The sequence below is a fragment of the Pseudomonas proteolytica genome (assembly GCF_007858275.1).
GTDB classification, from domain to species: Bacteria; Pseudomonadota; Gammaproteobacteria; order Pseudomonadales; family Pseudomonadaceae; genus Aquipseudomonas; species Aquipseudomonas proteolytica.
This window is the reverse complement of sequence record NZ_VFEV01000071.1, coordinates 1-14,231: the sequence shown is the minus strand read 5'-3', so window position 1 is coordinate 14,231 and position 14,231 is coordinate 1. Positions and strand designations below refer to the sequence as shown.

The 14,231-nt window shown below is 62.0% G+C and carries 13 protein-coding genes; 9 read left to right on the top strand and 4 right to left on the bottom strand.

Annotated features, from left to right (window positions below; translation table 11 throughout):
• The first annotated feature begins 259 nt into the window (after positions 1-259).
• The 6 genes from FIV38_RS29355 (at position 260) to FIV38_RS29330 (ending at position 6,316) form a co-directional block, all read left to right on the top strand.
• On the top strand, positions 260-1,912 hold the full coding sequence (locus FIV38_RS29355; protein WP_070996347.1) for an AMP-binding protein: 1,653 nt from the start codon (positions 260-262) through the stop codon (positions 1,910-1,912).
• A gap of 21 nt (positions 1,913-1,933) precedes the next feature.
• A complete protein-coding gene (locus FIV38_RS29350) occupies positions 1,934-2,701 on the top strand; it encodes an SDR family NAD(P)-dependent oxidoreductase (RefSeq protein ID WP_029290508.1) in 768 nt (255 codons plus the stop codon).
• Positions 2,702-2,713: 12 nt separating this feature from the next.
• A complete protein-coding gene (locus FIV38_RS29345; RefSeq protein WP_092236431.1) occupies positions 2,714-3,907 on the top strand; it encodes an acetyl-CoA C-acyltransferase in 1,194 nt (397 codons plus the stop codon).
• A 9-nt stretch (positions 3,908-3,916) separates the two neighbouring features.
• Positions 3,917-5,044 carry an acyl-CoA dehydrogenase gene (locus FIV38_RS29340; RefSeq protein WP_092236434.1) on the top strand — a complete coding sequence of 376 codons (1,128 nt, stop codon included), beginning with the start codon at positions 3,917-3,919 and terminating at the stop codon, positions 5,042-5,044.
• 14 nt (positions 5,045-5,058) lie between these two features.
• On the top strand, positions 5,059-5,832 hold the full coding sequence (locus tag FIV38_RS29335) for an enoyl-CoA hydratase (protein WP_029290513.1): 774 nt from the start codon (positions 5,059-5,061) through the stop codon (positions 5,830-5,832).
• 289 nt (positions 5,833-6,121) lie between these two features.
• On the top strand, positions 6,122-6,316 hold the full coding sequence (locus FIV38_RS29330; protein ID WP_029290515.1) for a hypothetical protein: 195 nt from the start codon (positions 6,122-6,124) through the stop codon (positions 6,314-6,316).
• Here the strand turns inward: FIV38_RS29330 and FIV38_RS29325 are convergent.
• The gene (locus FIV38_RS29325) at positions 6,306-6,698 is read right to left on the bottom strand and encodes a fe2+ zn2+ uptake regulation protein (protein ID WP_029290517.1); all 393 of its coding nucleotides are present in this window, start codon (positions 6,696-6,698) and stop codon (positions 6,306-6,308) included. The two genes, FIV38_RS29330 and FIV38_RS29325, sit on opposite strands and share 11 nt — an antisense overlap.
• Positions 6,699-6,950: 252 nt before the next feature.
• Here FIV38_RS29325 and pvdQ point away from each other — a divergent pair, with 252 nt between their 5' ends.
• The gene (gene pvdQ, locus FIV38_RS29320) at positions 6,951-9,257 is read left to right on the top strand and encodes a bifunctional acylase PvdQ (RefSeq protein WP_092236437.1); all 2,307 of its coding nucleotides are present in this window, start codon (positions 6,951-6,953) and stop codon (positions 9,255-9,257) included.
• A 66-nt stretch (positions 9,258-9,323) separates the two neighbouring features.
• On the opposite strand, the gene FIV38_RS29315 is transcribed toward pvdQ, so the two are convergent.
• The 3 genes from FIV38_RS29315 to FIV38_RS29305 form a co-directional block, all read right to left on the bottom strand.
• A complete protein-coding gene (locus tag FIV38_RS29315; RefSeq protein WP_092236441.1) occupies positions 9,324-9,851 on the bottom strand; it encodes an AAA family ATPase in 528 nt (175 codons plus the stop codon).
• Positions 9,848-10,411 (bottom strand): nicotinamide riboside transporter PnuC, encoded by a 564-nt coding sequence (gene pnuC / locus FIV38_RS29310; protein ID WP_092236444.1) that lies wholly within the window; start codon positions 10,409-10,411, stop codon positions 9,848-9,850. The genes FIV38_RS29315 and pnuC overlap by 4 nt, the downstream gene beginning before the upstream one ends.
• A gap of 524 nt (positions 10,412-10,935) precedes the next feature.
• A complete protein-coding gene (locus FIV38_RS29305) occupies positions 10,936-12,570 on the bottom strand; it encodes a methyl-accepting chemotaxis protein (RefSeq protein ID WP_092236447.1) in 1,635 nt (544 codons plus the stop codon).
• Between the two features lie 250 nt (positions 12,571-12,820).
• On the opposite strand from FIV38_RS29305, the gene FIV38_RS29300 reads away from it, so the two are divergent.
• Complete coding sequence (locus tag FIV38_RS29300; protein ID WP_029290527.1) at positions 12,821-13,651, top strand: undecaprenyl-diphosphate phosphatase; 831 nt, start codon at positions 12,821-12,823, stop codon at positions 13,649-13,651.
• Entirely contained in the window at positions 13,651-14,034 is a 384-nt protein-coding gene (locus FIV38_RS29295) for a DUF1294 domain-containing protein (protein WP_092236450.1), read from the top strand. The genes FIV38_RS29300 and FIV38_RS29295 overlap by 1 nt, the downstream gene beginning before the upstream one ends.
• Positions 14,035-14,231: the final 197 nt, after the last annotated feature.

Here is a 14,231-nt window from a genome sequence, read left to right as displayed (position 1 = left end):
GAAGCAGCCCCAATAAGCCGAATGCGGTGTATCAGATTCTCCGTAGCGGCTGGTTCTGGGGCTGCTCCGCAGCCCAGCGCGGGGCAAGCCCGCTCGCCACAGACGGCAGCTCTACACGTCGCATCATTGGCCAAACCAGTCAGCCACATTGAAAGCTTTGACCATTGTCCGTGCGCCGCTCTGGCGCCACTATTTGCGCAGCGTCACCCCGCAAAAGCACGCCCCCCAAAAACAACAAAAGACACAGGGATTTGCCACGATGCGCGATTATTTGGCTGCGACTACCGAGTTCAACTACCAGCAAACCGTCGAGGCCGCACTGGCCGGCCACTTGCAAGGGCTCAATGCCTGCGTTGAATGCTGCGACCGGCATGCACTGCCGGGGCGTATTGCCTTGTTCTGGGAGGGCAAGGATGGCCGCAGCGCCACCTCGACCTTCATTGAATTGCAGGATCAGGCGGCGCGTTTCGCCAATTTCCTCCTGGCCCAGGGCGTCAAGCGTGGCGACAAGGTCGCTGGCCTGCTGCCGCGCACCGCCGAACTGCTGGTGACGGTGCTGGCCACCTGGCGCATCGGGGCGGTCTATCAACCCCTGTTCACCGCGTTCGGCCCCAAGGCCATCGAACACCGCCTGAACAGCTCCGGCGCGGCGCTGGTGGTGACCGACGCGGTCAACCGCAGCAAACTGGCGGAAGTTGCCGATTGCCCGACCATCGTCACGGTGGCCGGCGCCAAGGGCGAAGGCATTGTGCGCGGTGATTTCAGCTTCTGGGCCGAGCTGCCCAACTATTCCAATGTCTGCGAACCGGTATTGCTGGGCGCCGATGATCCGTTCCTGCTGATGTTCACCTCTGGCACCACCGGCCCGTCAAAGGCCTTGGCCGTACCGCTCAAGGCCCTGGTCGCGTTCCAGAGCTACACCCGCGATGCCGTGGACCTGCGCCCTGAAGATGCGTTCTGGAACGTCGCCGATCCGGGCTGGGCCTACGGTATCTACTTTGGCGTGACCGGACCGTTGTCCATGGGCCATCCGATCACCTTCTACGATGGCCCGTTCACCCTGGAAAGCACCTGCCGGGTCATCAATAAGTACGGGATCACCAACCTCACGGGTTCGCCTACGGCCTACCGCCTGCTGATTGCCGGTGGCGAGCAGTTCGCGCGCTCGATCAAGGGCCGGCTGCGCATCGTCAGCAGCGCCGGCGAGCCGCTCAACCCGGAAGTGATCCGTTGGTTCGCCGACAACCTGGGTGTGACTATCCACGACCACTACGGCCAGACCGAGCTAGGCATGGTGCTGTGCAATCACCATGGCCTGGAGCACCCGGTGCATGTCGGGTCTGCTGGTTTTGCCTCGCCGGGGCACCGCATCGTGGTGCTGGATGACAACCACCAGGAATTGCCCGCCGGCCAGCCCGGGATCCTCGCCATCGACCGCGAGCAGTCGCCGATGTGCTGGTTCGCCGGCTACGACGGGGTCAAGACCAAGGCTTTCGTCGGCAAGTATTACTTGAGCGGCGACACCGTGGAGCTCAATCCCGATGGCAGCATCAGTTTTGTCGGGCGCAGTGATGATGTGATCACCACATCCGGCTACCGCGTGGGGCCATTCGACGTGGAAAGCGCCTTGGTTGAGCATCCGGCGGTGATCGAAGCCGCCGTGGTCGGCAAACCGGACGCGGAGCGCACCGAGCTGGTCAAGGCCTTTGTGGTGATCAACAGCCAGTACCGCGCCGACGCTGCGCTGGCCGAGGAGTTGCGCCAGCACGTGCGCAAGCGCCTGGCGGCCCACGCCTACCCGCGGGAAATCGAATTTGTCAGCGACTTGCCCAAGACCCCGAGCGGCAAGCTGCAACGGTTTATTTTGCGTAACCAGGAAATCGCCAAGGTCCAGGCAGCGACCACGGCTTGATCCCTCTTCAAGGAAACAATGATGCAGATCGAGAACAAGGTATTTATGGTCAGCGGCGGCGCTTCGGGGCTCGGCGCGGCCACCGCCGAAATGTTGGTGGCGGCGGGTGCCAAGGTGATGCTGGTGGACCTGAATGCCGATGCCGTGGCGGCCCAGGCGGTTAAGTTGGGCGCACAGGCGCGCAGTGTGGTGGCGGATATCAGCCAGGAAGCGGCTGCCGAAGCGGCAGTACAGGCGACCGTCGCGGCATTTGGCGCCCTGCATGGGCTGGTCAACTGCGCAGGCGTGGTGCGTGGCGAGAAAATCCTCGGCAAGAACGGGCCCCATGCCTTGGCAAGCTTTGCCCAGGTGATCAACGTCAACCTGATCGGCAGCTTCAACCTGCTGCGCCTGGCGGCGGCCGCTATCGCGGAATCCGAGGCCGATGCCGACGGTGAGCGTGGCGTGATCATCAACACCGCGTCAGTGGCCGCTTTTGACGGCCAGGTCGGCCAGGCCGCCTACGCGGCATCCAAGGGCGCGATTGCCAGCCTGACCCTGCCGGCTGCGCGCGAGCTGGCGCGCTTCGGTATCCGCGTGATGACCATCGCCCCAGGCATCTTTGAAACACCGATGATGGCCGGCATGACCCCGCAAGTACGCGACTCCCTGGCGGCCGGCGTGCCGTTCCCGCCACGCCTGGGCAAGCCGGTCGAGTACGCTGCGCTGGCGCGGCATATCATTGAAAACAGCATGCTCAATGGCGAGGTGATCCGTCTTGACGGCGCCTTGCGCATGGCGGCCAAGTAAGGAGGTTTTTGCATGACTCAGCTCCACGATCCGATTGTTATTGTCAGCGCCGTACGCACGCCCATGGGCGGGTTCCAGGGCGACCTCAAGGGTTTGACCGCGCCGCAATTGGGCGCCGCCGCGATTCGTGCCGCCGTCGAGCGAGCAGGTATCGCCCACGACGCAGTAGACGAAGTGTTGTTCGGTTGCGTACTGCCCGCAGGTCTCGGCCAGGCCCCGGCACGCCAGGCCGCCCTGGGCGCTGGCCTGGACAAGTCGACGCGTTGCACCACGCTCAACAAGATGTGTGGCTCGGGCATGGAAGCGGCCATTCTGGCCCATGACTCGCTGCTGGCCGGTAGCGCGCAGGTGGTGATCGCCGGGGGCATGGAGAGCATGTCCAACGCCCCGTACCTGCTGGATCGGGCGCGTAGCGGCTACCGCATGGGCCATGGCCGAGTGCTTGACCATATGTTCCTCGATGGCCTGGAAGACGCCTATGACAAGGGCCGCCTCATGGGCACTTTTGCCGAGGACTGCGCCGAAGCCAACGGTTTTACTCGTGAGGCCCAGGATGCCTTTGCCATCGCCTCGCTGACCCGTGCCCAGCAGGCGATCAGTGCCGGCAGCTTCAGTGCCGAGATCGTCCCGGTGCAGGTCACCGTGGGCAAGGAACAAAAGACCATCACTGACGACGAGCAGCCGCCCAAGGCGCGCCTGGACAAGATCGCCACCTTGAAGCCGGCGTTTCGCGAAGGCGGCACGGTGACCGCGGCCAACTCCAGTTCAATTTCCGACGGTGCGGCGGCCTTGCTGATGATGCGCCAGAGCGAAGCGCAAAAACGCGGGCTCAAGCCCCTGGCAGTGATCCATGGTCATGCCGCGTTTGCCGATGAGCCGGGCCTGTTCCCGGTGGCGCCGGTGGGGGCGATCCGCAAGCTGCTGAGCAAGACCGGCTGGAGCCTGGGGGATGTGGATCTGTTCGAGATCAACGAAGCCTTTGCGGTGGTCAGCCTGGTGACCATGAGCAAGCTGGAAATTCCCCACGACAAGGTCAACGTCCATGGCGGCGCGTGCGCTCTGGGGCACCCGATTGGCGCATCTGGTGCGCGCATCCTTGTGACCCTGCTTTCGGCCCTGCGCCAGAAAGGGCTCAAGCGTGGTGTCGCGGCCATCTGCATCGGTGGCGGTGAAGCCACGGCCATGGCCGTCGAGTGCCTGGATTAAGGAATCTATATGTTGCCCAACGACGAACAACTGCAAATCAGCGAAGCAGCCCGGCAATTTGCCCAGGAGCGGCTCAAGCCGTTTGCTGCCGAGTGGGACCGCGAGCATCGCTTCCCCAAGGAAGCCATCGGCGAAATGGCCGAGCTGGGCTTTTTCGGCATGCTGGTGCCCGAGCAATGGGGCGGTTGCGACACCGGTTACCTGGCCTACGCCATGGCCCTGGAAGAAGTCGCGGCCGGGGATGGGGCCTGCTCGACCATCATGAGCGTGCACAACTCGGTGGGTTGCGTGCCCATCCTCAAGTTCGGCAATGATCAGCAGAAAGAACAGTTCCTCAAGCCCCTGGCCAGCGGCGCGATGCTCGGCGCGTTTGCCCTGACCGAGCCCCAGGCCGGTTCCGATGCCAGCAGCCTCAAAACCCGTGCCCGCCTTGAAGGCGATCACTATGTACTCAATGGCTGCAAGCAGTTCATCACCTCAGGGCAGAACGCCGGGGTGGTGATTGTCTTTGCCGTGACTGACCCGGCGGCCGGCAAGCGTGGGATCAGCGCGTTTATTGTGCCCACGGATTCGCCCGGCTATAAGGTGGCGCGGGTCGAGGACAAACTCGGCCAGCATGCGTCCGATACCTGCCAGATTCTGTTTGAGGATGTGCGGGTACCTGTGGCTAACCGCCTGGGCGAGGAGGGTGAAGGTTATCGGATTGCCCTGGCCAACCTGGAAGGTGGCCGCGTGGGAATTGCCTCGCAATCGGTGGGGATGGCCCGGGCTGCGTTTGAAGCCGCGCGGGACTACGCACGCGAGCGCGAGAGTTTTGGCAAGGCCCTGATCGAACATCAGGCCGTGGCGTTTCGCCTGGCCGACATGGCCACCCAGATCGCCGTGGCCCGGCAGATGGTGCATTACGCCGCCGCCCTGCGCGACAGTGGCAAACCTGCGCTGGTGGAGGCGTCCATGGCCAAGCTGTTCGCTTCGGAAATGGCCGAGAAAGTCTGTTCTGCCGCCTTGCAAACCCTGGGTGGATACGGTTACCTGAGCGACTTCCCGCTGGAGCGGATCTACCGTGATGTGCGGGTCTGCCAGATTTATGAAGGCACCAGTGATATTCAGCGCATGGTCATTTCGCGCAATCTTTGAAGAGGAACGGATCGATGAGTTACCAAACCATTTTGCTTGAAGTCCAAGGCCGCGTCGGGCTGATTACCCTCAATCGCCCCGAGGCGCTGAACGCCTTGAACGCGCAACTGGTCAGCGAAGTGAATCAGGCCCTCGACAGCCTGGAAGCCAATCCCGAGATCGGCTGCATTGTGTTGACCGGCTCGAAAAAAGCCTTTGCCGCCGGTGCCGATATCAAGGAAATGGCCGAGCTGACCTACCCGCAGATCTACCTCGACGACCTGTTCAGCGACAGCGACCGTGTAGCCAACCGCCGTAAGCCGATCATTGCCGCGGTCAACGGTTTTGCCCTGGGCGGCGGTTGCGAGCTGGCGTTGATGTGCGACTTCATCCTGGCCGGCGACAACGCCAAGTTTGGCCAGCCGGAAGTCAACCTTGGCGTGCTGCCGGGCATGGGCGGCACCCAGCGCCTGACCCGTGCGGTAGGCAAGGCCAAGGCCATGGAAATGTGCCTGACCGGGCGTTTTATCGATGCGGTGGAAGCAGAACGTTGCGGCATCGTTGCGCGCATCGTGCCGTCGGACGAACTGCTGGCAGAGGCGCTCAAGGTGGCGGCGCTGATCGCCAGCAAATCGGTGCCCATCAGCATGATGGTCAAGGAAAGCGTCAACCGCGCCTTTGAAGTCAGCCTGTCGGAAGGCGTGCGCTTTGAACGCCGGGTATTCCACGCAGCCTTTGCCACTCAGGACCAGAAGGAAGGCATGGCGGCGTTCGTGGCCAAGCGCGCTCCCGAATTCAAGGACAAGTAAAGCAACAGGCCCGCTCATGGGCCTGGCCGACCAAAGCAATCCACTTCTCGCCACCGCGGGTGGCCTTGATGGTTTGTGCCGCGTAATAGTTCAATCGTGCCAGGCGCTCTTTTACCTCTGCCAAATCCAGGGTTTGGCTAGAGGTAACGGGTGCCTGCTGAATCGGGCAGAAGACAAGCCAAAGCGACTCATCGTCTGTAATATGAGGTCCCGTTTCAGCCGACCCATCGCAGTCAGCCCGGCTGGCGTTACAACGCGGATACAATTTTTCAGGTTTCAGGAACCCGTCATGACCCAGAAGCAACGCTTGATTTACTCGATTCTGATTTCCCTGGTCGTCCTCGGCACGATGTTTGGCCTGTCCTATCTGCAGAACACCGGCGCCATCAGTGAGAAGACGTTCCAGTACATCGCCATTGCTGTGGCGGTGATCGTGGTAGTGATCAACGGCATCATGCGCCGCAAGGTCAAGCCTAACCGTTGAGACCTGCGCCGGCGGCGAGGACTTTGGCAGCCTCTTCATGGAGGCTGTAGCTTTTATCGCTGTTGAGCGTGATCACACCTTCGCTGCACAGGCGCTTGAGCACCTCGCGCACACTCAGAAACGAGAGCGGGATGCCCAGTTCCAGCAAATGGCTGTGCACACCCCGAACCCCCAGCGTACGGCCGTTGTCGGCGGCGGTGAGCAGGGCGTCGATGACTTTCAGCCGGATCAGGCTGGTGCGTAGTCCAAAACATTTGAGCAGGTGCCGGATGCGTTGGTTGCCTTGTTGCTCGGGCGCCTTGGCGAAGGCCTGGTTGACCGAGCCAAAAGCGGCGTCGTGGGCCATAGAATGTCCGTCCGTGGGCAGTTGCGGGTTGTACATGCAAAAACTCCTTATCAGAGCCTGATCAGGAAAATGATGGTGCTCATAGTTAGTAAGACGTATGAGTCGCGTAAATCATGAAGTCCAACCTGTATAAATTTTGTCAGTAACACGTCTGTCACATTCCTGGCGCCGGTAAATAAGCCGCGCGCAGCCTAAATTTCTACGCGTTTCTACGTCTTAATCCATGGGCTGGCGTTGGCGAGTCGGCCCCGCCTTGGGCGTTCAATTTGGCTTGACGATGGGGTCTGCGTGATTATTTCCAACGGGTTGTCCAGGGTTTGCGTGGCAGGTGTGTTGCTGGGGGTAAGCTTGTGTGCCACGGCCCGCCAGGTGAGTGAGGTGCAGGCAGGCGTGATGAGCGCCGATATCCGCCGCACCGGTTTTGGTATCCCGCATATCCGCGCCAGCGATGAGCGCGGCCTGGGCTATGGCATTGGCTATGCCTACGCGCAAGACAACCTGTGCCTGCTGGCCAACGAAGTGGTGACCGTCAACGGTCAGCGTGCCCGCTATTTCGGCGCCGAGCAGGCAACCCTCGAAGAACGCAACAACCTCACCAGTGATGTGTTTTTTACCTGGCTCAATACACCCCAGGACGTGGCGGCCTTCTGGAAGGCGCAGACCCCGCAGGTGCAGCAGCGTCTTGAAGGGTATGTGGCGGGGTACAACCGTTATCTGCAGGAGCGCGGCGCACAGGGCCGACCGATGCAGTGCCAGGGCGCGTGGGTGCGGCCGATCAACACCGCCGACCTGGTCAAGCTGACCCGGCGTCTGCTGGTGGAAGGTGGCGTGGGCCAATTTGCCGAAGCCTTGGTGGGGGCGACACCGCCCCAGCCAAGCGTGGCGGTGCGGCGCAGTGCGCGGGCGTTTGAACTCGCCACCTTGAATCAGCAGCGCTTTGCCCTGGATCGCGGCAGCAACGCCGTGGCGGTGGGCGGCGAGCGCTCGTTCAACGGGCGCGGCATGCTGTTGGCCAACCCTCATTTCCCGTGGGTTGGCGGCATGCGCTTTTATCAGATGCACCTGACCATCCCTGGGCAGTTGGATGTGATGGGCGCCGCCTTGCCGGGCCTGCCGGTGGTCAATATTGGCTTCAACCAGCATGTGGCGTGGACTCACACGGTCGATACGTCCAAGCACTTCACGCTGTATCGCTTGACGCTTGATCCGAAAGACGCGACCCGTTACCTGCTGGACGGCAAATCGATCCCAATGCAGAAAACCCAGGTGACGGTGCAGGTCAGGGGCGCCGACGGTAGCCTCAAGGACCAATCCCAAACGGTCTACAGTTCGCAGTTCGGGCCGGTGGTGCAATGGCCGGGCAAGCTCGACTGGAATGGGCAATACGCTTTCAGCCTGCGCGATGCCAACCTGGGCAACGACCGGGTGCTGCACCAGTGGTACGCAATGAACCAAGCCCGCAGCCTCAAGGATTTGCAGGCCTCGGTGCACACCCTGCAGGGCATTCCGTGGGTCAATACGTTGGCGGCCGATGACCAGGGGCAAAGCCTGTACATGAACCTGTCGGTGGTTCCTAACGTCAGTGCGAAAAAACTCGAGCAATGCAGCGATCCACGGGTTGGCCTGGAGTTGATTGTGCTCGACGGCGCCCATAGTGCCTGCGCCTGGGACATTGATCCGCGGGCGGCGCAGCCGGGGATTTTTGCGGCCGACCAACTGCCGCAACTGGCGCGCAAGGACTATGTGCAGCACTCCAACGACTCGGCCTGGATGGCCAACCCCAAGGCGCCGTTGAGCGGTTTTTCGCCGGTGGTCAGCCAGGATCACATTGCCTTGGGCGCACGTTCACGCTTTGCCTTGCAGCGCTTGCAGGACCTGGACAAGCAGCCCATCACCCGCACCGACCTGCAGCATATGGTGCTGGGCAACCGGGTGTACCTGGCCGGCCAGGTGATGCCGGACCTGCTCAAGTTCTGCGCGCAACAGCCCGATGCAACCCTGAAAACCCTATGCACCCGCCTCAAGGACTGGGACCAGAAAGCCAACCTCGATAGCGGCCTGGGCCTGGTGCATTTCATCCACGTAATGGAGCACATGCAGCAAATGCCGGATGTGTGGCGCGTGGCGTTTGACCCGAGCCACCCGCAAACCACACCGCGTGGGCTGGCCATCGAGCAGCCGCCAGTGGTCAAGGCGCTACGCGAGGCGATGCAGGCGTCAGTGGCGCAGGTAAGCGAGTTGGGCTTGAAGGAGGGCGCACGCTGGGGTGATATCCAGGTCTCGGGCAATACCCCGATGCATGGCGGGCCGCAGGCACTGGGTATCTACAACGCCATGCAGAGCGTGCCGAGGGCAGATGGCAAGCGTGAGGTGGTCAGCGGTAGCAGTTACTTGCAGATCGTGACCTTTGACGATCAGGGGCCGAAGGCGGAAGGGGTGTTGGCGTTCTCGTTGTCCAGCGATCCGGCGTCACCTCACTTCAAGGACCAGACCCAGGCATTCTCCGCGAAAAAGCTCAGCCCGTTGCCGTTTACCGAACAGCAGATCAAGGCGGATCCGCAGTATCAGGTGCAGTTGATCAGCGAGAAGCGCTAACGCCCTGCAGGAGCCGGGTTGTAATAACGTCGAGCGCTATCGCCGGCAAGCCGGCTCCTACAGGGTTTAGTGGTTGTTGAGCAGTTGGGTAACGGCGGCAAACGCCTGGTCATGCCGCGCTTGCCAATCCCCGCCCAGCACCTGGTAAGACTGGTGATGCTGCTCCAACCAGTCGCGGCTGGCCTGGAAGAAGGCTTGGCGGTCAGCCAGGTCTGGCTGGCAGCGCTGGCCATCGGCGGTCCAGCCAATGCCTTCGGGCGACAGCAGCAGGTGCAGGTCGTAATGGCGAGCCAGCAGCGCCTCGTCGAGCCAGGCCGGGGCATCACCAAATAGGGTCAGGCTCCAGAGCTTGTTGGTCAGCAGGTGGGTATCGAGAATCAACAGTTCGGGCTGGCGGGCGCGGCCGGCATCTTCCCAGGCCAGTTGGCCGCGGGCGATATCCGGGATATCGGCCAAGGTCGTATCGCGCTGATAGTGGTCAATGAAATAGCGCACGTATTCCCCCACCAGCACTGCACCGAAATGCGCCTGCAACTGCTCGGCCAGCCAGCTTTTACCGCTGGACTCGGGGCCTGCCATCACCAGTACCTTCATGTGCGCAACGCCGGGTCGGCGCGCCATTCCCGCCAGCCCTGCACGGCAATCACGGTGAACAGGGCGTAGAGCGCGGCTGTCAGGTAAAGCCCTTTGTAGATAAACAGGCCGACAAAAATCACATCGACCACGATCCACAGTGCCCAGCATTGCACGCGTTTTTGCGCCATCCACATCTGCGCCACCAGGCTGAAGCCGGTCAGCGCGGCATCCAGCCAGGGTTGCGCGGCATCGGTCCAGTGCGCCATGGCCGCGCCCAACAGCAGGCTGCCCGTTGCGCCAATGGCCAGGCTCAGGAGGATGGACTGGATGCCCAGGCTGGTGACTTGCCGACCTTGCTTGACCTCGCCCGCGCGGGTCCATTGCCACCAACCATAGACTTGCAGGCCGGCGTAGACCACTTGCAGCAGCATGTCGGAATACAGCTTCACCTCAAAGAACACCCAGGTGTACAGCAGCACCATGACCAGGCCGATCGGCCAGCACCACGGGTTCTGCTTGACCGTCAGCCAGACGGCAATCACCCCCAGCACGGCGGCAAACAGTTCAAGCCCGGACATGGGATTCCTTGGGAGAGTCGAAGAGGAGGGCGATTGTACCCAACCGACGGGGCAAAATCTTGCCGGTTGCACTGCTTATGGTGGCAGCCTCACGACGCACACCGAGGTGGTCGGTTTGGGGCCGCTGCGCAGCCCAACGGGGGCGATACGGCGTTCCGGCAAGCCCCCTCGCCACAGGGGGGGCAGCAGTCTACAGGCCGCTGACTCTCCCGTGGCGAGCGGGCTTGTCGGAACGCCGCATCGCCCGCGCTGGGTGGCGAAGCCGCCCCAACAGCCTCACCAGGATCCGGCAGGCACACCGAGGTGCCTGGTTTTAGGGCCGCTGCGCAGCCCAACGGGGGATTGCCGCAGTCTACAGGCCGCTGACTCTTCCGTGGCGAGCGGGCTTGTCCCGCGCTGGGTGGCGAAGCCGCCCCAACAGCCTCACCAGGTTCCGGCAGGCACATCGAGGTGCCTGGTTTTAGGGCCGCTGCGCAGTCCAACGGGGGCCTTGCCGCACCACAGGAACCCCACAGTCCCGCTGTCTAGACCTTGAACTGACGCAACAAGCCGTTGAGTTCTTCGCTCAAATCCTTCAGGTGCACGCTGGCTACGCTCGATTGCTGGGCCGCCAGTGCCGTGCTGTGGGACAGGCCGGCCGCCTGCGTCACGTTCTGGTTGATGTCTTCCACTACGTGGGCCTGTTGCAGGGTTGCGCTGGCAATCGAGGCGTTCAGGCCGTTGAGGTTGCGCAGGGCCTGGCCGATGGCGGTGAGGCTGGCGCCCGCCTGGCCGGCTTGTTCGATGGTCAGTTGCGAGGCCTGGTGGCTGTCGCTGATGACCTTGACCGCCGCTTCGGAATGCCCCTGCAGGCGTTCGATCATGCTCTGGATCTCGGCGGTGGATTTTTGCGTGCGCTGGGCCAGCAGGCGCACTTCGTCGGCCACCACGGCAAAGCCACGGCCCTGTTCGCCGGCGCGGGCTGCCTCGATGGCAGCGTTGAGGGCCAGCAGGTTGGTCTGGTCGGCAATCGAACGGATGACCTCCAGCACCCCGCCAATCTGCGTGCTTTCCGAGGACAGGGTACGGATCACTTCCACCGCCTGGCTGATAGTCCCGGACAGCGCATCGATCTGCTGCAGGCTGCCGTCGATGTTCACCTGGCCCTGTTCGGCCTGGGTTTGTGCGTCGCGCATTTCACTGGCGGCGTGTTCGGCATTCTTGGCCACGTCCTGCACGCCGTAGGTCACTTCATTGATGGCGGTGGCCACCAACTCCATCTGCTGAGACTGCTGCTGGCTGCGGTCATGGGCCTGGCTGGCATTGTTGCCCAGTTCGGCGGACGACTGGCCCAGGGCATTGGCGCAGATCTGCAACTGGCCGACCACCTGGCGCAGTTTGGCGGTGAATGTATTGAAGTGCCGGGACAGCTGCGTGACTTCGTCCTGGCCATGGGTGTCGAGGCTGCGGGTCAGGTCGCTTTCGCCGCTGGCGATATTGGCCATGGCGTGTACCGCTTCCTGCAGCGGGCGCACGATGCTGCGGGCGATGAGCACCACCAGCAGGGTCATGATCAGTGCAATGCCCAGGCCGACGAGGGACGCCTGCCACACCTGGCCACGGAACTGCGCCTGCACATCATCCACGTAGACGCCGGAGCCAATGATCCAGCCCCACGGTTCGAACAACTGGATATAGGAGGTCTTGGCCACCGGCGCATCCGCCCCGGGTTTGGGCCAGCGGTAATCGACCATGCCGGCGCCCTTGGCCTTGGCCAGGGTGACAAACTCATTGAAGATCGCAAAGCCGTCCGGGTCGCGGATGGCCGAGAGGTTCTGGCCGTCAAGCTTGGGGTTGGCCGGGTGCATGATCATCACCGGCGTCAGGTCATTGATCCAGAAATAGTCATCCTGGTCATAGCGCAGGCCGCGCACCACGCTCAGGGCTTGCTTCTGCGCGGCTTCGCGGGTCAGCACGCCGGTGGTTTCGAGGCCGTGATAAAAATTCAGAATCCCGCTGGCGGTCTGCACCACATGCTGGGTCTGCTGGCTCTTGGCCTGGTAGAGATCGTCATGGATCTGCTTGAGCATCAGCAAACCCAAGGTCAACAGCATCAACACGGCGACTATCAGGATCATCCAGAGGCGCCGGCTGATCGACATATTGCGCAAACTGTTCATAGTCTTGTCACTCCGCGTTCTTATAATTTTCGGTGCTGCGTTGATCGGCCAGTGATAACGCGAAGCGAAATTCGGGCTTGTCTGATAGGCTTTCGGCCCGGAATCAAAAAACCTGAGTCCTGCCTGATTTTTCACAGAATTTTTGCAGTTCAGCCTTGATCCTGCGCGCGGCCTTGCAGCGTGCTCATCGTTAGTGAACACCTAGAAAATATCAACGAGGCATGCAGTCGCATGACCTTTTGGGGGAATAATGGATCTTTGGACCGCCTTTCAGGCATTGATACTTGGCATTGTCGAAGGGCTGACGGAGTTCTTGCCGATCTCCAGTACCGGGCACCAGATCATCGTCGCCGATTTGCTCGACTTCGGTGGCGAGCGCGCCATGGCGTTCAACATCATCATTCAATTGGGCGCCATCCTGGCCGTAGTCTGGGAGTTCCGGCGCAAGATCCTCGACGTGGTCACCGGCCTGCCGACCCAGCGCAACGCCCAGCGCTTCACGATCAACCTGCTGATCGCTTTCCTGCCGGCGGTGGTGTTGGGGGTGATATTTGCCGACCTGATCCACGAATACCTGTTCAACCCGATCACTGTGGCCACCGCGCTGGTGATCGGCGGGGTGATCATGTTGTGGGCCGAGCGCCGCGAGCATGCGATCCATGCCGAAACCGTCGATGACATCACCTGGAAAGATGCCCTGAAAGTGGGCTTTGCCCAGTGCCTGGCAATGATCCCGGGCACCTCGCGTTCCGGCTCGACCATTATCGGTGGCCTGCTGTTCGGCCTGTCGCGTAAGACGGCGACCGAGTTTTCGTTCTTCCTGGCGATGCCAACCATGGTCGGTGCGGCGGTGTATTCGGGCTACAAGTACCGTGACCTGTTCCAGCCTGCGGACCTGCCGGTGTTTGCCGTCGGTTTTGTGGTCTCGTTCATCTTCGCGATGATTGCGGTGCGCGGTCTGCTCAAGTTCATCGCCAGCCACAGCTATGCAGTGTTTGCCTGGTACCGCATTGCATTCGGTTTGCTGATCCTGGCCACCTGGCAGTTCGGTTGGATTGACTGGGCGGCGGCCAAGGCGTGATGAGCATTCAGCATCTGCGCTTGAAGGCCCTGGTGTTTGTGCTGCTGTGTGCCGTGCCGCTGTTTGGCTCGGCACTGCTGGCGTACCGCGGGGTGTCGCTGATCCCTCTGGCGGCCTACGGGCTGGTCAGCATGGTGACGTTTTGCCTGTACTGGAGCGATAAGCGCAAGGCCCAGAGCGACAGTTGGCGTACCCCGGAAAAGATCCTGCATGCCATGGAACTGGCCGGTGGCTGGCCGGGCGCCTTGGTCGCGCAGCAGGTGTTTCGCCACAAGACACGCAAGGTGTCGTACCAGGTGGTGTTCTGGCTGATCGTGTTGTTGCACCAGGTGTTCTGGATCGACCAGTTGTTTCTTGGCGGCACGCTGCTGTCAGTCTTCTAGATAGCCAACCTTGGAGCTGGCTTGCCTGCGATGGCCATAGGTATCTACACAACTTTGCCGCAACGCCTAGATCCAGGCAGATAGCGCAGTTGTGGCGAGCGGGCTTGCCCCGCGCTGGGCTGCGAAGCAGCCCCAAAACCAGCCGCTGCGGTGTATCTGGTACAACGCATTCGGCTTATTGGGGCTGCTTCGCAGCC